Source organism: Rhodoferax sp., assembly GCF_030653815.1.
Lineage (GTDB): Bacteria > Pseudomonadota > Gammaproteobacteria > Burkholderiales > Burkholderiaceae_C > Rhodoferax.
Genome location: NZ_JAURYQ010000005.1, coordinates 18,325 through 33,848, shown reverse-complemented (window position 1 = coordinate 33,848; position 15,524 = coordinate 18,325). Strand labels below are relative to the sequence as shown.

General features: G+C 57.7%; 22 protein-coding genes and 1 tRNA gene. 10 read left to right on the top strand and 13 right to left on the bottom strand.

What is annotated here, in order from left to right; all coding sequences use genetic code 11:
- Positions 1-416 precede the first annotated feature (416 nt).
- The 4 genes from Q7U49_RS01060 to Q7U49_RS01045 all read right to left on the bottom strand — a co-directional run bounded on the left by Q7U49_RS01060 (position 417) and on the right by Q7U49_RS01045 (position 4,196).
- Positions 417-1,742 carry an anaerobic C4-dicarboxylate transporter family protein gene (locus Q7U49_RS01060; RefSeq protein ID WP_304761893.1) on the bottom strand — a complete coding sequence of 442 codons (1,326 nt, stop codon included), beginning with the start codon at positions 1,740-1,742 and terminating at the stop codon, positions 417-419.
- 51 nt (positions 1,743-1,793) lie between these two features.
- Positions 1,794-3,197 (bottom strand): aspartate ammonia-lyase, encoded by a 1,404-nt coding sequence (locus Q7U49_RS01055; protein WP_304761892.1) that lies wholly within the window; start codon positions 3,195-3,197, stop codon positions 1,794-1,796.
- Positions 3,198-3,374: 177 nt separating this feature from the next.
- Entirely contained in the window at positions 3,375-3,857 is a 483-nt protein-coding gene (locus Q7U49_RS01050) for a DUF1499 domain-containing protein (protein WP_304761890.1), read from the bottom strand.
- Between the two features lie 9 nt (positions 3,858-3,866).
- Positions 3,867-4,196, bottom strand: coding sequence for a hypothetical protein (locus Q7U49_RS01045; RefSeq protein WP_304761888.1), 330 nt, complete (start codon positions 4,194-4,196; stop codon positions 3,867-3,869).
- A gap of 126 nt (positions 4,197-4,322) precedes the next feature.
- Here Q7U49_RS01045 and Q7U49_RS01040 point away from each other — a divergent pair, with 126 nt between their 5' ends.
- From Q7U49_RS01040 to Q7U49_RS01025, 4 genes are all read left to right on the top strand, one after another.
- Entirely contained in the window at positions 4,323-4,898 is a 576-nt protein-coding gene (locus Q7U49_RS01040; protein ID WP_304761886.1) for a glycine zipper 2TM domain-containing protein, read from the top strand.
- Positions 4,899-4,959: 61 nt separating this feature from the next.
- Positions 4,960-5,196, top strand: coding sequence for a PepSY domain-containing protein (locus tag Q7U49_RS01035; protein WP_304761884.1), 237 nt, complete (start codon positions 4,960-4,962; stop codon positions 5,194-5,196).
- A gap of 4 nt (positions 5,197-5,200) precedes the next feature.
- Entirely contained in the window at positions 5,201-5,872 is a 672-nt protein-coding gene (locus Q7U49_RS01030) for a response regulator transcription factor (protein ID WP_304761883.1), read from the top strand.
- Positions 5,869-7,230 carry an ATP-binding protein gene (locus Q7U49_RS01025; protein ID WP_304761881.1) on the top strand — a complete coding sequence of 454 codons (1,362 nt, stop codon included), beginning with the start codon at positions 5,869-5,871 and terminating at the stop codon, positions 7,228-7,230. Before Q7U49_RS01030 ends, Q7U49_RS01025 begins: the two co-directional genes overlap by 4 nt.
- Before the next feature lie 51 nt (positions 7,231-7,281).
- On the opposite strand, the gene Q7U49_RS01020 is transcribed toward Q7U49_RS01025, so the two are convergent.
- From Q7U49_RS01020 to phaP, 3 genes are all read right to left on the bottom strand, one after another.
- Positions 7,282-8,187: a patatin-like phospholipase family protein gene (locus Q7U49_RS01020; protein WP_304761880.1), complete on the bottom strand. Its 906-nt coding sequence runs from the start codon at positions 8,185-8,187 to the stop codon at positions 7,282-7,284.
- 15 nt (positions 8,188-8,202) lie between these two features.
- The gene (locus tag Q7U49_RS01015; RefSeq protein WP_304761878.1) at positions 8,203-8,457 is read right to left on the bottom strand and encodes a hypothetical protein; all 255 of its coding nucleotides are present in this window, start codon (positions 8,455-8,457) and stop codon (positions 8,203-8,205) included.
- An 83-nt stretch (positions 8,458-8,540) separates the two neighbouring features.
- Positions 8,541-9,086, bottom strand: a complete 546-nt coding sequence (phaP, locus tag Q7U49_RS01010) for a TIGR01841 family phasin (protein ID WP_304761876.1) — start codon at positions 9,084-9,086, stop codon at positions 8,541-8,543.
- Between the two features lie 209 nt (positions 9,087-9,295).
- On the opposite strand from phaP, the gene Q7U49_RS01005 reads away from it, so the two are divergent.
- A complete protein-coding gene (locus tag Q7U49_RS01005; RefSeq protein ID WP_304761874.1) occupies positions 9,296-10,135 on the top strand; it encodes a metallophosphoesterase in 840 nt (279 codons plus the stop codon).
- 27 nt (positions 10,136-10,162) lie between these two features.
- Here the strand turns inward: Q7U49_RS01005 and Q7U49_RS01000 are convergent, their stop codons facing one another.
- A complete protein-coding gene (locus tag Q7U49_RS01000) occupies positions 10,163-10,414 on the bottom strand; it encodes a hypothetical protein (protein WP_304761872.1) in 252 nt (83 codons plus the stop codon).
- Positions 10,415-10,511: 97 nt separating this feature from the next.
- Positions 10,512-10,823, bottom strand: a complete 312-nt coding sequence (locus Q7U49_RS00995) for a DUF5710 domain-containing protein (protein ID WP_304761871.1) — start codon at positions 10,821-10,823, stop codon at positions 10,512-10,514.
- A 149-nt stretch (positions 10,824-10,972) separates the two neighbouring features.
- On the opposite strand from Q7U49_RS00995, the gene Q7U49_RS00990 reads away from it, so the two are divergent.
- Entirely contained in the window at positions 10,973-11,341 is a 369-nt protein-coding gene (locus tag Q7U49_RS00990; protein WP_304761869.1) for a thrombospondin type 3 repeat-containing protein, read from the top strand.
- 90 nt (positions 11,342-11,431) lie between these two features.
- On the opposite strand, the gene Q7U49_RS00985 is transcribed toward Q7U49_RS00990, so the two are convergent.
- On the bottom strand, positions 11,432-11,611 hold the full coding sequence (locus Q7U49_RS00985; RefSeq protein ID WP_304761867.1) for a hypothetical protein: 180 nt from the start codon (positions 11,609-11,611) through the stop codon (positions 11,432-11,434).
- A 151-nt stretch (positions 11,612-11,762) separates the two neighbouring features.
- On the opposite strand from Q7U49_RS00985, the gene Q7U49_RS00980 reads away from it, so the two are divergent.
- Complete coding sequence (locus Q7U49_RS00980) at positions 11,763-11,915, top strand: DUF3096 domain-containing protein (RefSeq protein WP_304761865.1); 153 nt, start codon at positions 11,763-11,765, stop codon at positions 11,913-11,915.
- A gap of 253 nt (positions 11,916-12,168) precedes the next feature.
- Here Q7U49_RS00980 and Q7U49_RS00975 read toward each other — a convergent pair whose 3' ends face one another.
- The gene (locus Q7U49_RS00975; protein WP_304761864.1) at positions 12,169-12,363 is read right to left on the bottom strand and encodes a PLDc N-terminal domain-containing protein; all 195 of its coding nucleotides are present in this window, start codon (positions 12,361-12,363) and stop codon (positions 12,169-12,171) included.
- Between the two features lie 200 nt (positions 12,364-12,563).
- On the opposite strand from Q7U49_RS00975, the gene Q7U49_RS00970 reads away from it, so the two are divergent.
- Entirely contained in the window at positions 12,564-13,190 is a 627-nt protein-coding gene (locus tag Q7U49_RS00970; RefSeq protein ID WP_304761862.1) for a septal ring lytic transglycosylase RlpA family protein, read from the top strand.
- Positions 13,191-13,369: 179 nt separating this feature from the next.
- On the opposite strand, the gene Q7U49_RS00965 is transcribed toward Q7U49_RS00970, so the two are convergent.
- Positions 13,370-13,771 carry a bacteriohemerythrin gene (locus tag Q7U49_RS00965; RefSeq protein WP_304761860.1) on the bottom strand — a complete coding sequence of 134 codons (402 nt, stop codon included), beginning with the start codon at positions 13,769-13,771 and terminating at the stop codon, positions 13,370-13,372.
- A 171-nt stretch (positions 13,772-13,942) separates the two neighbouring features.
- On the opposite strand from Q7U49_RS00965, the gene Q7U49_RS00960 reads away from it, so the two are divergent.
- Positions 13,943-14,179 (top strand): tyrosine-type recombinase/integrase, encoded by a 237-nt coding sequence (locus Q7U49_RS00960; protein WP_304761858.1) that lies wholly within the window; start codon positions 13,943-13,945, stop codon positions 14,177-14,179.
- Positions 14,180-14,408: 229 nt separating this feature from the next.
- Here Q7U49_RS00960 and Q7U49_RS00955 read toward each other — a convergent pair.
- A tRNA-Lys gene (locus tag Q7U49_RS00955) sits at positions 14,409-14,484 on the bottom strand.
- Positions 14,485-14,743: 259 nt separating this feature from the next.
- On the opposite strand from Q7U49_RS00955, the gene Q7U49_RS00950 reads away from it, so the two are divergent.
- Positions 14,744-15,517 (top strand): ankyrin repeat domain-containing protein, encoded by a 774-nt coding sequence (locus Q7U49_RS00950; RefSeq protein ID WP_304761856.1) that lies wholly within the window; start codon positions 14,744-14,746, stop codon positions 15,515-15,517.
- Positions 15,518-15,524 lie beyond the last annotated feature (7 nt).

Sequence of the window (15,524 nt, the reverse complement as noted above, 5' to 3'; positions counted from 1 at the left end):
CGCAAACGACTGCTGCCCAGCATCCAAAATCACGCAACTGATTTACCAGGACGCTGACTGTCGCGAATGACTTCTGACGCATTCCGGTCCAAGCGGATGTGAGTTCGACTGGCTGGAATGGTCGAATTCCGCCCTTGAATCGATGGGTGAGACCGAATCGAAGGGATGCGAAAACTTGCGTTTAGTGGGGGAGGGGTTGGCAGGCGCAAGTACCTTCCCGTATCCTTCAGCAGGGTCATAGCGGGTGTTATCAGATGTCTATATTCACGGTATTGAACCGGGGTCCGCAGTACACCACCATACATAAAAAGCCCTGCTGTTTCAGTTGGGCTTTTTTTCGTTTTAAAACTCATTGACGACGGGTGCTTACGTGAACTTCTCCTGGAGTTTGCAAGATCTCACTGGCTGATGCGTCATCAAAAGATCATGTCAGCAATGGCCAAGCCGGTGGCAACAGACACGACCGTGGCCACCAGACCGGGAATCATGAAGGAGTGGTTCAGCACGTAGCGGCCGATCTTTGTGGTGCCTGACAGGTCAAAGTTGATGGCGGCGATCAGTGAGCCGTAGGTCGGAATGAAGAAATAGCCATTGACTGCCGGAAACATGCCAATCAGAAACTGCGGGGGTATGCCCAACACCACGCCCAGCGGCATGAGCGCGCGGGTGGTGGCCGCTTGGCTGTAAAGCAACACGGACGCCAGGAACAAACCGAAGGCAAAAGTCCAGGGTGCCACTTTCGCCCATTCACCAATGGCGGGAATGATCAAGTCCTTGTTCGCCGAGATGAAACTGTCGCCGAGCCAGGCCAAACCGAAAATGCCGATGACGGCCACCACACCGGCACGCAAGGTGGCGGTTTTGGGGACTTCGTCGACGGGCACTTTTGTGACCAGCAGCATGATCGCCGCGATGGACATCATGATGACTTCAATGACGATGGGCATCGACAGCGGGCTTTTCGCGCCAGGGAGTTGCCGCAGTTGCGGGAAAAACCCGAACAACACGACCAAGGCCACACCGCTCAGAAAAACGTAGGCAGCAAGCTTGGCCGCAGGCTTGAGGGCAGGGCGCTCGGAGGGCGGTTGTGGTGCGGGAATCTCACCTGCAGCAAGACGCGCCTGGTAGACCTGGTCGTCCTTCAGGTCCTTGCCGATGAACATCGAGACGATGGCGGCGGCGATGACACCAATCAGTGTGGCGGGTACGCAAATCAGCAAAATCTCCCGCAGTCCCCACTCGGCCATGCCTTTTTCAGCAAACAAACCAATCATGGCTGCGGTGGCGGCTGCCACCGGGCTCGCCGTGATGGCCTGCTGCGAGGCAATGGTGGCCACCGCCATGGGCCGTTCCGGGCGAATGCCGCTGCGGTGCGCTGTTTCATAAATCACGGGCAGCAGGGGGTAAACGATGTGACCGGTGCCGGCCAGGAAGGTGAACGTCCAGGTGGTCAGCGGTGCCACGATCGTCACGTACTTTGGGTTGGCGCGAATGATGCGCTCGGCGATGCCGACCAAAAAGTCAATGCCACCCGCCGCCTCCATGACCGATGCGGCCATGATCACCGCCAGGATGATCAGCATGACGTCGATGGGCGGTGAGGTCGGGGTGATGCCAAAGGCGCCGATCAGCACCGCCAAACCAACCGCACCCCAAAGGCCCAGGCCGATACCTGAAGACCGGGCACCCATCCAGATGGCGGCGAGCACCACCATGAATTGCAAAACAATCGATAAAGTCATTTTCTTTTCCTCTGTCTTTCAATGGCGGGCGTTAGCCCGGTTGGGCCACGATCATTGCGCGAACTTCGGGCTGATCAGGTTTTCAAACGAGAACACTTCGTCCCAGTGATGCTGGGTCATCAGCTGACGCTCATGGACGACGATGTCATGCAGCGATTTGCCGGTCTCGTAGCCTTCGCGGGCGATCTCTGCACATTGCTTGTAGCCCAGGGACGGTTTGAGCACCGTGATGATGCCGAGCGAGTTCAGCACCATGTCGCGCGTGTGTTCCGCGTTGGCCGTGATGCCCTGGATGCAATTGACGTTCAGACTGTTGACCGCGTTCTCCATGGTGGAAATGGAGGTGAACAGCGCGTAGGTGATGACGGGTTCCATCACGTTCAACTGCAATTGCCCGGCCGAGGCCGCCAGCGTGACCGTCAGGTCCAGGCCAATCACCAAGAAGCTGGTCTGGTTGACCACTTCCGGGATCACCGGATTGACCTTGCCCGGCATGATGGAGCTGCCCGGCTGCATCTGGGGCAGGTGAATCTCGTTGAAGCCACAGCGTGGCCCGGAGGCCAGTAGCCGGATGTCATTGCAGATTTTGGTGAGTTTGGACGAGGTGCGTTTGAGGACACCTGACAGCAGCACGTAGGCACCGGTGTCGGAAGTGGCCTCGATCAGGTCGCCGGCCAGTATGAATTCGGCACCGGTTAGTTCGGACAGATATCGGGTGGCCAGTTCCGGGTAACCGGGTGCCGCCGTGACCATGGTGCCAATGGCGGTGGCCCCCAGGTTGATTTCATGCAGGAACTGGCGAACCTCGGCGATGCGCTGCACTTCTTCGCCCAGGGTGGTGCCCCAGCCGTGGAATTCCTGACCCAGCGACATCGGAACGGCATCTTGCAGATGGGTACGGCCCATTTTCAAAACTTTCTCGAACTCCTTGCCCTTGGCGAAGAAAGCGCTCTGCAGCCGCCGCAGCGCGTCCATATAGCTCTCAAGCCGCAGAATCAACGCCAGCCGGAAGGCAGTCGGGTAGACGTCGTTGGTGGATTGCCCAAAGTTCACATGGTCGTTGGGATTGACAAATTGGTACTCGCCCTTTTTGTGCCCCATCTGTTCCAAGGCCAGGTTGGCAATCACCTCGTTGGCATTCATGTTGGTGGAGGTGCCGGCACCGCCCTGGATGAAGTCAGTGACAAACTGGTCGGCCATTTCCCCCGCAATCAGGCGGTCACACGCGACGGCAATGGCGTTGGCAATATCGGCTTCAAGCACACCCAGATCCCGATTGGCCAAAGCGGCGGCTTTTTTGACGTAGCCAAACGCCTTGACGAAGTAGGGCTCCGTCGACATCGGGATGCCCGTGATATGAAAGTTCTCCTTGCCGCGCAAGGTTTGCACCCCGTAGTACGCGGTGTCCGGCAACTGCTTTTCACCAAGAAAGTCTCTTTCGATTCGGTAGCTCATCGGGTTCTCCAAAACAGGTTGATTGATCAGGTGTATGCGCAAAATTCTAGGTAGTTACCCTAGGATGAAACGGTCATACGACGTCAATCTATGACGCTATGCAAAAAATGCATGATGGAGAGTTTTTCCGATGAGGCGCTCGACGGTCTGCCGTTGGGCAGCTACTTGCTGGCGTGCTTACTGGCTTGGCAGTAGCTTGGACTGGGCCGCAAAGCGCTCTGAAAACACGGACATACGCGACTTGTTTTTGCCAAAGTCATACCGGCCCACCAAGGATTTCGACCGGTAGTTGATCTCGCCAGTTTTGGCATCCAGCACAAAGTCGACCTGGTCCCTGAACCCCAGCGTGGTGGTGAAGATGACCTCCAGCCAAAGCGGGTCACTGCGCACGATGTTGGCTTCAGGAAAGCTGGCCAGCGTGGCGCGCAGCAGGGTCATGCCCTGCACAGGGTCGCCGGTATGGCGAAGTGCCGCAAGCCCATTGCCGGGCAAGGAGTTGACGCAGTTGCTGGTGCGAGGGCAAGTCAGGTCGGTCGGATGGGAGCCTGACGCCAGTTTGATTTCTGCGCCCACTTCCTGCGCAGCACAGCCGCCCAGCAAGAACATCGTGAACAGCGTCAAGGCGGGTGTGATGGGACTTCGGATTGAACTGTGCTTCATGGCGATGGATTAGTTGTAGCGCTGGCGCATGACCCGGGAGTTCAGCAACAAGCCGGCCAGCAGCGTTAACAGGGCGACTGCGCCCAGAATGATGGCGGCCACGGTCCAGGGACGTCCGATTTGCTGTCGCATTTGGACCAGCAGCAGCGCGACGATCAGCCAATTGGCCGCGGCGCCGTATGCGGCCAGTTGCAGCAGCACCAGGCTCGCCGGCTTGCGGTACAAAAACAGCAAGGGCGTCGCCAGGCTCAGGGCCACCATGGCATAGTTTTCTGCCCTGAAAAAATGGGCGGCCGTCAGTGCTGCGGCGAGGATGAAAAGGACGAGTCGAAAAGCCATCGAATCCATTCAGAAGTGCATCAATGGCCATCATTTTTGCATTGTTATGATTATTTGGCTTCTGTTCAGTTCGGGTTCAGGCAGGCGCGTGCAAACTGCAGGCCATACCAACCCAAGGAGTTTTCCATGAAACGTATCGTTCTCACCAGTCTGTTTGCCGGCGCCTTGTTCGGTGCCCAGGCCCAAACCTTTACCGACAACGCGCGTGTTCGCAGTGCCGAGCCACAGTACGAAAACGTGAATGTGCCGCGCAACGAATGCAGCAGCCACTGGGTGCCGGAAAATGGCGGTCGCGTCAATACGCAGCGCCAGACCAGCCAGGACCGGCAGTACGGCGGCGCCATTGTGGGTGGATTGGCCGGTGGCGTCTTGGGGCACCAGGTGGGTGGTGGCAGCGGCAAGGATGTGGCCACCGCTTTGGGCGTGGTGCTGGGCGCCATGGCGGGCGACCAGCTTCAGAACCGTGACGCACGGTCCCCGTATGACAACGGCCAATACCGCAACAACCCATACGACAACGGTGGCTATGAAACGGCGCAGCGCGAGGTACAGCGCTGCCGCACCGTGTACGACGCGCAAACGCGCATCAGCGGCTACCGCGTCAGCTACGACTATCGCGGGCAGAACTACACCACTTTCATGCGCAGCAACCCGGGCAACAGCCTGCCGGTGCGCGTGACCGTTGAGCCGATCACGCAGTAATCAGCTTGAGCCGGGCGGTAGTAACATCGCCTGACGCAAGCACTCCCAACTTCTGCACGCCATGAAACTGTTGACCACCCTGATCACTGCCCTGATGCTGGCGCTCAGCCTGCCGGCCTGGGCCGATGTGAGCCGTGATGATGCTGCCGCCATGGCGCAGCAAGCCACGGGCGGCCGGGTTCTGGCCGTGGAGCAGGTCCAGCGCGAAGGTCAAACGGTCTGGCGTGTCAAGCTGCTGACGCCGAAAGGGGAGGTCATCGTGGTGCTGATCGACGCTGCCAGCGGGCGCAGGCTTTAAGCACATGCGCCTGCTGTTGATTGAAGACGATGCCGTGTTGCGGCTGAGCCTGAAGCGACAGCTCGAAGCCGATGGTTATCGTCTCGACCTGGCTGCCGACGGTGAAGATGGCCTGTTCCAGGCCCGCGAATACCCGTTGGACCTGGCCATTGTCGACCTCGGCCTGCCCAAGCTCAATGGACTCCAGGTGGTGCAAACTCTGCGCGCCGAGGGCCGAAACCTGCCGATTTTGATTCTGACTGCGCGTGGCAGCTGGCAGGACAAGGTGCTCGGGTTGGAGGCTGGCGCCGACGACTATCTGGTGAAACCTTTTGAGTACCCCGAACTGGCGGCGCGCGTCAAGGCGCTGCTGCGGCGCGCCCACAAGGCGACATCGGAAGTGCTGACGCTGGGCGCCTTGAGTGTCGACTTTTCGGCTCAGAGCGCCCGCTTGAATGGCGAGGCGCTCGAGCTGACCCTGTTTGAGTACCGGGTGCTGGAATACCTGGTGCGTGCCCGCGCCAGGGTGGTGAGCAAGCAGGAGCTGTCCGACTACCTGTACCCGCATGACGAGGATCGAGACAGCAATGTGCTGGAGGTCCTGATCGGGCGGCTGCGGCGCAAACTCGACCCCGACGGGCTGCTGGCACCCATCGAGACGTTGCGCGGTAGGGGTTACCGCTTCGTGCTGCAGTGAGAACACCGCTGTCCATACGTGCCCGCCTGATCTGGGGTGCCTTTATTGTGTTGCTGGTCTTTTTGGCCGGTGCCGGCTGGGCGGTGCAGCAGGCTTATGTGGACAGCGTGCGCGCCCAGCGCTATGCACGCTTGCAGACCACCATTTACCTCTTGATGGCGGGGGCGGAGCTGAACGCCCAGGGCACGCTGGTCATGCCCGCCACACTGGCCGAACCCCGCTTGTCGCTGCCGGCGTCCGGTTTGTACGCCAACATTGCCAACCTGAACAAAAACGAAGAATGGCAGTCGTCGTCCACACTGGGTCTCAATCCTCCTTTTCAGCGCACCCAGGCGCCGGCTCTGTGGCAGTTTGACACCGTGACCGCTCCCCAGGCGCAGCACGGCGCCACATCCGGGTCTGCGCGCGCCTATCTCGCCGCCAGCTACGCCGTCAAGTGGTCGGTGAATGACCGGGCAGCGCCGCTGGTTTTTTCTGTGCTGGAAGACAAGGCCGCCTTTGACCTGGAAGTGCAGGCCTTCGAGCGCACGCTGTGGAGCTGGCTGGGGGGGGCCGGGCTGCTGTTGTTACTCACGCAAACGCTGCTGCTGCGCTGGGCGCTGGCCCCGCTGAGCCGCATGGCCCGGGAAGTGCAGCACATTGAAAATGGCGAGCAGGCGCGGGTCGAGGGAACTTATCCGGATGAACTGGCCGGTCTGACCCACAATCTCAATGGCTTGATGGACCAGGAAAGAGCGCGGCAGACACGCTACAAGGATGCGCTCGATGACCTGGCCCACAGTCTCAAAACACCGTTGGCGGCGTTGCGCGCCTCACTCGATGAGCCGGCTGAATTGCCCGGCATGGTGGCGCGGCAAGTGGACCGCATGAACGACATCGTGGTGCACCAGTTGGGTCGGGCTGGGGCCAGTGGCGCCGCCCGCTTTGCGCCACAGTTGGTGCTGGCCCCTATCCTGAACCGGATTCGTGACACCCTGGTCAAGGTCTACGTGGACAAGCCGCTGGTGTTTGCGCTGGACTGTCCGCTCGACTTGAGCTGGCGCATGGATGAAGGTGATGCCTTTGAAATGCTTGGCAACGTGCTCGACAACGCGGCCAAGTGGGCGAAGAGCCAGGTGTCTGTGCGGCTATGGGTGGACGGCAAACGCTTGCACATTCGGGTTGGTGATGATGGCCCGGGTTTTGCCGACCCTGGTGCCGTACTGGCGCGGCGTGTGCGCCTGGACGAGCGCGTACCCGGTCACGGCATCGGCTTGGCCGTGGTCAAAGATCTGGTGGCCAGCCATCAGGGCGAATTGAAAGTGTCCCAATCGGAGCTGGGTGGCGCCCAAATCGACATCGTTTTGCAGTCGTTGTGAGACCTTGCGGGTCAGACCACTCGCGAAGCGACGTGCTCTGACCCCAGCTGATTAGCTCGGTTGCCCAAACCTTGCCAACTTGTCCTTGAGCGTCTGCATTTGCATCCCAGCAGCCCGTTCACCTTCCAGGATGGCCTGGTGGCGGTTGTCGAAATCAACCGAGCCCAGCCTCGAAATATCGGGCCGGATCATGATGTCGGCCACCGGCTGTTCATAGCGCCGGATCATCTGGCCCATGATGGCCAGGGTCTGGAGCGCCACGTCCATGGTGCTGTTGATGCTGCCATTGGCCGGCTTGTCGGAAATGTCCACGCCAATGACAAAACTGGCGCCCATGTCATGAGCCAGCCTGACGGGCACCGGGCTGGTCAGGCCACCATCGACGTACTGGCGGCCGCGAATGGTCACAGGTTGAAATGCCAGCGGGACGCTGCTGGAAGCCAGCACGGCAATGCCAGCATCACCCGAGCGAAAGACGATGGGCTCCCCCGATTGCAGGTCGGTGGCCACGGCGCCATATTTCTTGGGGAATTTCTCGATGGCGCGGCCGCCGACGGCCGCATTCACGAACTTGGTCAGGGCGTCGCCCTTCATCAAGCCGCGGTTGGGCATGCCCCAGTCAATGAATTGCCATTTGTCAAACGGGATTGCCATTTCCTGCAGCTCGAATCCGGTTTTGCCTGAGGCGTACAGCGCGCCCACCAGCGAACCGGCGCTGGTGCCGATCACGATGTCGGGGACGATGCCCTGTGCTTCCAGTGCCTTGATGACACCAATGTGCGCAAAGCCCTTGGCGGCGCCGCCGCCCAGGGCGAGCGCAATGACCGGTTTGGCCTTTGGCGCGTTCACCGCGGCTTGGGCGGGAGGTGTGGGGGGCGTGCTGCTGCAGCCCGTCATGGCGAGCACCAGGGCCAGCAAAGCGCCCAAGGCGGTCACGCCTGTCTTCTTGTAGTTCATGAAATGGATCGTACGCTATTGGCAAGCGCTTTCTTTTTTGCCTTGCAGTGCAGCGGCGCACTTGCGCAGTGCTGGAGACTCTGACGCCTCGGCCAACGCCAGAAAGCGTGCCGCGTAGACGGGGTCCTGGTGAAAACGCACCATGTCAATCCACAGTCCCATGCCCGCCAACAGCCACTTGAAATTGACCTCTTCCAGCAGCAAGACGCGCTCATCAGCCTCAGGGACTGACGCGTTGGCCTGTGCCGAGTGTTCGGTTTGACCTTGCATGTTGATCACTTTGTGCTGGCTCGAAAACACAAACGGCACCCTGAAGTGCCGTTTGTGTCATTCTTGCCAAATCAGGCAGCGAATCATGCGGACTTGGTGGCCTTCTTGACAACGTCAGTCGCTTGCTTGGTGGCTGCGGTGAAGTTGGCTTGGGCGGCGTCAACTGCTTGCTGGGCCGAAGCTTGAGCTGTTTTGAATGCGTTCTGGCTGGCGTTCATGGCCTGGTTGAAAAAGGCCATGGCGGACTCGGAACCAGCAGGCGCACCTTTGGTTGCGCTTTCCATCAGGGTGGCGAAACCCTTTTGCACGTCGGCCATGTTGGCCTGGGCTGCGCTGGTGAATTCGGCACTGGCACCAGCGACGATCTTCTGGAATTCCTGAGCGTAAGCTGTTGTTTTTTCAGCCAGGGGCTTGGCCAGGGAAGCCTGCAGGGCTGCCAGTGCTTGCGGGTCCTTGGCGCCCAGAACGGCTTGGGCGTGCTCAAACGACTCGCTCATGGCAGCCTTGGAGGTGGCCATGTTCAGGTCGACCAGCTTTTCCACGCCAGACTGTGCCTTGGCGGCCAGCGCTTGGGCGGCTTCCAGGTTGGCTTTGGCGGTGGCGGCGAATTTTTCAGCAGATTGGTTCATTTCAGTTTCCTTGATGGGTTGACCGCATTTGCTTCGGCAACCCGGCAGGATTGCTATGTTGCAGTGCAGCATGGGTGAATTGTAGTGGGAATATGCGTGAATGGTGAAAAATTGTTGCGTTGCAGCAATTATTAGTGACCCGTCACTAATTCCAAGCATTCACGGGCAAGACAAATCACGAAAAGGCGCTGCCTTAGACTAAACCACCCATGCGAATCCAATTGCTGTCAGACCTTCACCTTGAGTTGCACCCCGATTTCACGCCACAAGCTGCGCCCGACGTGGATGTGCTGGTGCTCGCAGGGGACATTGGTTCTTACCAGACCGGGTCGCTGCTGACGGAGGATGATTTTGGCTTGGCGCGGTTTTCACCCTTGCAAGCCGGATCGCCTTGGCCCCGGGTGCTTTTTACGCCGGGAAATCATGAGTTCGATGCGCTGGAGTTTGCCGACACTTACGCCAGATTGCGCCAGATTTGCCAAAACCTCGGGATAGAGTGGCTGGAGCGTGAAATGGTCACCATCGGCACTGTTCGCTTTGTCGGAACCACCTTGTGGAGTGATTTTGACGCCTTTGCCAAGGCCGAGAAGACCTTGACCAAACAGCTGCAGCAGCGTGAAAAAGCGTTTCGGGCCGCCAATTACTATCTGTCGAAAAACACCACCTTGAGTCAAGGCCTGCCCATGCTGGCAGATGCCCTGCGGGAGATGTCACTGGAATGCCAGGTCTGGCTGCGCGGCGCCTTGCAGACGCCGTTCGACGGCACCACCGTGGTCGTCACGCATTTCGCGCCCACGCTGCACAGTGCCGACCCCAGGTATGGCAAGCAGCCGGGCACGGCCGGATTCTGCAACGCACTGGACGAACTGTTGCCCTTTGCGCAGGTCTGGATGCACGGCCATTTGCATTGCCCCAACAATTACACAGTGCGGGGCACTCGCGACGGTCACGAGTTTGCCTGTCAGGTGGTGGCCAACCCGATGGGCTACGTGCACAAAGGCGAGCAGGAAAGCTTTGTCGAGGGCTTCGTGGTTGACGTGCCTGGCTAGCCTGCAGTCGCGGGCATGGGCAATGCCTTATTTCAAGGCCTCTTCAAACTCTGCCAACTCCTTGGCAATGGCTGCGTACTTTTTGGACTTGGCCCGGTTGTCGGCCCATTGAAGTATGGCGGTTTCCAGGTCTTCCTTGAAATGAGCGAGTGCCGAGGCCTTGACGGTTTTGGTCACCGTCTTTGAGGTACTGGACCACAGGTCGATCAGCTCTGACAGACCATTGTCAAAATCGTCGAAGGTTTCCAGGTGCTTCCATTGGCCGCTTTGATCGAACATTTTTTCTTTCGTGATGAGATAGGCTTGAGTTTAAGCGGCGATCACCTGACGCAGTTTCAAGCATTTGGCAGCCCCGACAAGGGATCGAACCAGGTGCCTACGGCTTTGCCGTGTGCGCGCAATCTTCCCAGGGCAGGACGTCACAGCCACAGTGCGGCACCTCTACGGTGGGCCCTGTGGTGGGGCCCTTGAACTGATTGACAGGCGCTCTTGATGGACTTTTCGCCAAGGGGGTCGGGCTACCCGACGAGTTTTCCAGGGCTGCTTCCATGTTTGGAATCCAGCGTAAAAACGGCGTGAGGTCGGCAACATCAATGATGTACCAACATTTTTTGGCGGCATCCCAGCGTGCGCCGAGGGCTTTGGCCGCGTCTTTTTCAGCGAACGGTGTGACCAGATTGATTCTCATGGGGTGGAATTATCCGCGTTTGGTCAGGTCGTCGGCCAGTCGGGAGACTTCGAGCGTGTGACTTCTGTCCACCATTTTCTTGAATCGGTTCAGCTTGTGTTCACACACTGACGCGCAACATGGAACCCTCAACAACCCAAGGAGTTTTCATGAAACATCTCATCTCCATCAAATCGCTCGCCACCGTGGCCGTTGCGCTGGGCGCTATTGCGGCAGCTTCGTCGGCGCAAGCCCGCAGCGATGTGTATTTTTCTATCGGCGTGCAGACCCCGGGCTTCTATGTGCAGCCAGCGCCCGTGTACGTTCAGCCCCGGTCGTATTACACGCCCGCGCCCCGCTACTACCAGCGCCATGACAATGGCCGGCACTATGGCTGGCAGCAGCAGCAGCAGCAGCGCCGCGGACCCTACGGTGATTTTGACCGCGACGGCATCCGGAACCAGCAGGACCGCGATCGTGACGGCGACGGTGTTCGTAACCGTTTCGACCGCTTCCCGAACAATCCAAACCGCCGGTGAGCCGTGGTTTGTTGAGGTGAGCGCGGGCTCACTGGTGCAGCAAATTCGCCAAGCGCCAAGCTCCAGAATGCTATTTTCCAGGGCCGGTTGTCAGTCATCATCACCATCCGGCAGCACCACATCGGCCACCGCGCCAACCGTCTTGGCGGCAATGGTGACGCCGGTGGCCACCACCGTGACAGCGGCGCCAGCGACAGCCACCACAGCACAGGCTTGAAGGGTGGTGATGAGGCAGGCCGTGGTGACCAATTTGAATAGGAAGCTGAACATGGAGAGTCGGAAAAATTGTTGAAAAGCAAATTGTCGGGGAAGGTTGGACACCATCAGCTTGTCGCTACGGTGCGCTGGCAAACAGACCTTGGGTGTGGTCTGCTGCCATCATGCTCTCCCGCACACATTAAATGAATGGATTGGAAATTTTATGAACCTGAATCTTAGTTTGACACCCCTGATCTCGCTCGTCGCCGGGATTCTCATCCTGGTCGTGCCCAGGCTTCTGAACTATATCGTGGCGATCTACCTGATCGTGATCGGCTTGATCGGCTTGGTTGGTGCTGGCGGAATGCGGTTGTAGTATTTTTCCCTTTGTTGAATGAGAAGTTTTTCGTTGTGAAAGTCGTTGACTACTGAAAAAATGTGGAGCAGAATTTAGTTGTGACCGGGTTTTCACTCCCGGTGAAGGAGCCCCATAGATGACCATGGACCACACTTACGCTCACAACTGAATGACGGTTTTCCGTCATGACGCTTCCCATACATGAGGAAGCACCCAAAAGGGGCAGGGTTCGTTATGAACTTTGCCCCTTTGTCTTGTGGCTACCGATCTGCTAGACCGACTTGCCGCTGCGTGGCCCAAGGAAAAACCACAGCAGCAGACCCAGAATCGGCAGCAGCACGACAGCGATGATCCAGATCAATTTCTTTTCGTTGGACACAGAGCTTTGGAGAATGTTGAGAATGGCCCAGATGTCCCCAGCAAGCACCAGCACCCCAATAAGTCCGTTGTATCCAAAGTTCATCATGTCGGTTTCCTTTTTCGCGTGGTTCAAGTTGTTGATGCATGAGTATGAGGCAATATGACGTGAATGACCGACACCGAGCTCAGAGGGGGAGGCTAAAATGCGTGTGAGGCGGTCTGTTCACCTGCACCACTGTTCCGAGCCCATTGTGTTTTTTTGTGCCCCGTCCTTTTTAACCGGCAACGCCAAATGAACCTCGATACATGTACATCAAAAATACTGAACAGTGCGATAGCCTTCGATTCGGCAGGCTAGCAATTAAAAGGCCAGCGCTCAACAAACTTCGACACCACATTGTTGTCGTGTTGTGCAGCCTGTGGGTCAGTGCACCGGTGTTGGCGGCAGATGCACCACTTGATGCGGTGCCCTTGGCCGGCGGCCAAATGACGGTTGCCACAAAGCCTGTTGAGGCCATCATGCAGGTAAGCTCGACTGCCGTGACATCGGTCAGTTCGGTTGCGTTGGCGGTGGCCTCAGTAGGTTCAGTGGCGTCCAAGACCGTCCTTGACGCTGCTGGCGTGCTTCAGCATGGCATTGCCTCATGGTATGGAGAGAGATTTCAGAACAAGCGTACAGCCAACGGCGAGCGGTTCAATATGAACGCCCTGACTGCCGCACACCCGACACTACCGTTTGGCACCAGGTTATGCGCCCATTCCCCCAAGACCGGGAAATCAGTCATTGTGCGCATCAACGACCGTGGTCCATTCGTCAAGCACCGGATCATTGATTTCAGCAAGGCTGCAGCCCAGGCACTTGGCATCCTTCATTCCAGGCCCGATGTCGTTGCACTTCTGGATTCGTCAGACAAGCGCTGCGAAAAGGGGTGAGCCGTTTGGGTTCGACGCGCGACCCAACGAAATATCGGCGCCGTGGCTCAGTTGGTGACCGGTACCAACAACCGCCAACCCCATCTGATCTCGCCCAGCCCGCCTTGTAGTCTGCAGTTTGACTTCCGTTTCTAATGGAATCAAACACTTACGCGCAGGAAGTGTCGAACTTATGAGGCCTACATCACATGAGAAAGATAAGAGCCCAGTCGCCCATCTGCGGTGAGGATATGCACGGTTAACCAACGCTCCAGAAATTGGATATGTTCATCCGCGAAGGGCTTGTCCGACCCAACAATCTGCTGCTGGAGTTCCCTGGTGCTTTGAATCAATTCCTGGTGCTCGGCTTTGTGCTCTTCATATTCCTGATAACGATGCTTCAGCATCAACCGCTCCTCGTGACTGAAATGCCAGACCGTACAGTTGATCAACTCTTCCAAGGTCGCCGCAAGATATTCTTTGGATTCCCCATCCGTGATGGCATGGTTGAGAATGTTGAAGATATGGATCAGCTTGCGATGATCTTCATCGATCTCAGCGACGCCGACACTCAGTAAGTTGTCCCAAACCAGATCTTTCATAATTATTCTCCTGCGTCAAATTAGCCCGACTTGCCGTTGCGCGGCCCAAGGAAATACCACAGCACCAGCACGCCAATGAATGAGTCCGCTGTATCCAAAATTCATCATTCCAGGTTCTTTTTGCTTGCAGCCCACATCGTAACCGCGTGAGTATCAGGCAATATCGCTTGGATGCCCTTGAACGAGGCTGCCATGGAGGTGATAAATCGAAAAATTGGTGTGCATCCAACTTGTGTTTTCACGTTCCGGGGCAAACCGGTAACGCAGGTGTCCACCAAGGCATGGCGGGAGGCCCTAATACGGGCTGGAATCGATAATTTCCGCTGGCATGACCTTCGGCACACGTTTGCCACGTGGCATCGTCAGGCCGGCACGCCTACGCATGAACTGCAGCGTTTGGGCGGTTGAGCATGGGCATGGGGCGGTGCGAAAGTCCGGCGCATGGCGACACCAAACCAGACGTTAAGTCTTCCCTCAATACATATCGGGAAAAACGCTCAGGCACGCGCGAGACAGGGGGGCGGCTGGAAACTGTCACCAAAACAGGGGCAATAAGCGCGAAACTGTCACCGGACTAAAAAACAAAAAAGCCTGCTACGTTATTTGAAGCAAGCTATTCAAGTTTTAAAAGGGTGTTTGGTGGGAACTGAGAGATTCGAACTCTCGACCTACGGATTAAGAGTCCGCTGCTCTACCAGCTGAGCTAAGTTCCCCGGGTTTCAGAGAAACAGCGTGTGTTTCCTGAAGGGGCAAATTCTAGCAGAGCAACTTCGAGGGAAAAGACGCTCTCCCGCTTGAGCAGAGCCGATGAAACCCCTTGGTCGCTGGTGCCTGCAAACGCCTCATGTCGCAGCCGCGCTGGTGGCCATGCATGCTTGACCTGGCGCAAAGACAAAGGTTATTTGCCGCCGGAGCAACGGTCGACGGGTTCCACAGGACTAGACTATCTTCTTTATCCTCTGGGATACAACCATGAAACATCCTCTTCTTGCAGGCTTGGGAGAAGACTATCCGGTCTATCTTGAACAGCACCATGACCGTGTGCTCAACAAGATCGATGAGCTCTGGGAGACGCCAGAAATCGATGACTACCTGAGTGATCTGCTGATCGACAAACGCGGAGGACGCAAGGGCTTTGCGCCTGAGGCGACCCAAGAGATCAATGCCTTGCGGGAATTCAGAATGCTGGAGACTTTTCTCGCGGTAGAAAAGAAGGAAACCGCGATCCGGGAACTGGAAAAACGCGGCGTTTTTCTCAATGGAAATAGTTTCTTGAGGGCACTGGAAAATGGCGATGTGGAACTCATCGATTTGTTTGTCCGGGCCAATTTCAACATCCACCTGACCGACGACAACGGGACGCCGCCGCTGCTGGTGGCCTTGAAGAAGGGCTACACCATCATTGCCAGGATTCTTCTGAATGCGGGTGCCGACGTCAATGAAAAGGACAAACTGGGTTTGACGCCGCTGATGCTGGCGTGCGGCAAGCCCACATTTGGCTACCGGGACATTGCCGAAACCTTGATTAAAAAAGGCGCCCACATCAATGTGCGTGACGCCCTGGGCTACACGCCGCTGTTGCTCGCGCTCTCGGGGGGCACGATCGACATTGCGGAACTGTTGATCAATAAAGGTGCCGATGTCTCTGCGCGCACCCGCAAGGGCGAAACGCCTTTGTCTCTGGCGCAACAGGCGCAATGCACGGACATCATTGACCTGTTGATCAGCAAGGGGGCTAAACCCTGAAAGGTCG

What these genes read in the sequence shown, in the direction of transcription:
- Q7U49_RS01060 (WP_304761893.1), bottom strand. Translation starts at nt 1,742, where the DNA reads ATGACTTTATCGATTGTTTTGCAATTCATGGTGGTGCTCGCCGCCATC.
- Q7U49_RS01055 (WP_304761892.1), bottom strand. Translation starts at nt 3,197, where the DNA reads ATGAGCTACCGAATCGAAAGAGACTTTCTTGGTGAAAAGCAGTTGCCG.
- Q7U49_RS01050 (WP_304761890.1), bottom strand. Translation starts at nt 3,857, where the DNA reads ATGAAGCACAGTTCAATCCGAAGTCCCATCACACCCGCCTTGACGCTG.
- Q7U49_RS01045 (WP_304761888.1), bottom strand. Translation starts at nt 4,196, where the DNA reads ATGGCTTTTCGACTCGTCCTTTTCATCCTCGCCGCAGCACTGACGGCC.
- Q7U49_RS01040 (WP_304761886.1), top strand. Translation starts at nt 4,323, where the DNA reads ATGAAACGTATCGTTCTCACCAGTCTGTTTGCCGGCGCCTTGTTCGGT.
- Q7U49_RS01035 (WP_304761884.1), top strand. Translation starts at nt 4,960, where the DNA reads ATGAAACTGTTGACCACCCTGATCACTGCCCTGATGCTGGCGCTCAGC.
- Q7U49_RS01030 (WP_304761883.1), top strand. Translation starts at nt 5,201, where the DNA reads ATGCGCCTGCTGTTGATTGAAGACGATGCCGTGTTGCGGCTGAGCCTG.
- Q7U49_RS01020 (WP_304761880.1), bottom strand. Translation starts at nt 8,187, where the DNA reads ATGAACTACAAGAAGACAGGCGTGACCGCCTTGGGCGCTTTGCTGGCC.
- Q7U49_RS01015 (WP_304761878.1), bottom strand. Translation starts at nt 8,457, where the DNA reads ATGCAAGGTCAAACCGAACACTCGGCACAGGCCAACGCGTCAGTCCCT.
- phaP (WP_304761876.1), bottom strand. Translation starts at nt 9,086, where the DNA reads ATGAACCAATCTGCTGAAAAATTCGCCGCCACCGCCAAAGCCAACCTG.
- Q7U49_RS01005 (WP_304761874.1), top strand. Translation starts at nt 9,296, where the DNA reads ATGCGAATCCAATTGCTGTCAGACCTTCACCTTGAGTTGCACCCCGAT.
- Q7U49_RS01000 (WP_304761872.1), bottom strand. Translation starts at nt 10,414, where the DNA reads ATGTTCGATCAAAGCGGCCAATGGAAGCACCTGGAAACCTTCGACGAT.
- Q7U49_RS00995 (WP_304761871.1), bottom strand. Translation starts at nt 10,823, where the DNA reads ATGAGAATCAATCTGGTCACACCGTTCGCTGAAAAAGACGCGGCCAAA.
- Q7U49_RS00990 (WP_304761869.1), top strand. Translation starts at nt 10,973, where the DNA reads ATGAAACATCTCATCTCCATCAAATCGCTCGCCACCGTGGCCGTTGCG.
- Q7U49_RS00985 (WP_304761867.1), bottom strand. Translation starts at nt 11,611, where the DNA reads ATGTTCAGCTTCCTATTCAAATTGGTCACCACGGCCTGCCTCATCACC.
- Q7U49_RS00980 (WP_304761865.1), top strand. Translation starts at nt 11,763, where the DNA reads ATGAACCTGAATCTTAGTTTGACACCCCTGATCTCGCTCGTCGCCGGG.
- Q7U49_RS00975 (WP_304761864.1), bottom strand. Translation starts at nt 12,363, where the DNA reads ATGATGAACTTTGGATACAACGGACTTATTGGGGTGCTGGTGCTTGCT.
- Q7U49_RS00970 (WP_304761862.1), top strand. Translation starts at nt 12,564, where the DNA reads ATGTACATCAAAAATACTGAACAGTGCGATAGCCTTCGATTCGGCAGG.
- Q7U49_RS00965 (WP_304761860.1), bottom strand. Translation starts at nt 13,771, where the DNA reads ATGAAAGATCTGGTTTGGGACAACTTACTGAGTGTCGGCGTCGCTGAG.
- Q7U49_RS00960 (WP_304761858.1), top strand. Translation starts at nt 13,943, where the DNA reads ATGCCCTTGAACGAGGCTGCCATGGAGGTGATAAATCGAAAAATTGGT.
- Q7U49_RS00950 (WP_304761856.1), top strand. Translation starts at nt 14,744, where the DNA reads ATGAAACATCCTCTTCTTGCAGGCTTGGGAGAAGACTATCCGGTCTAT.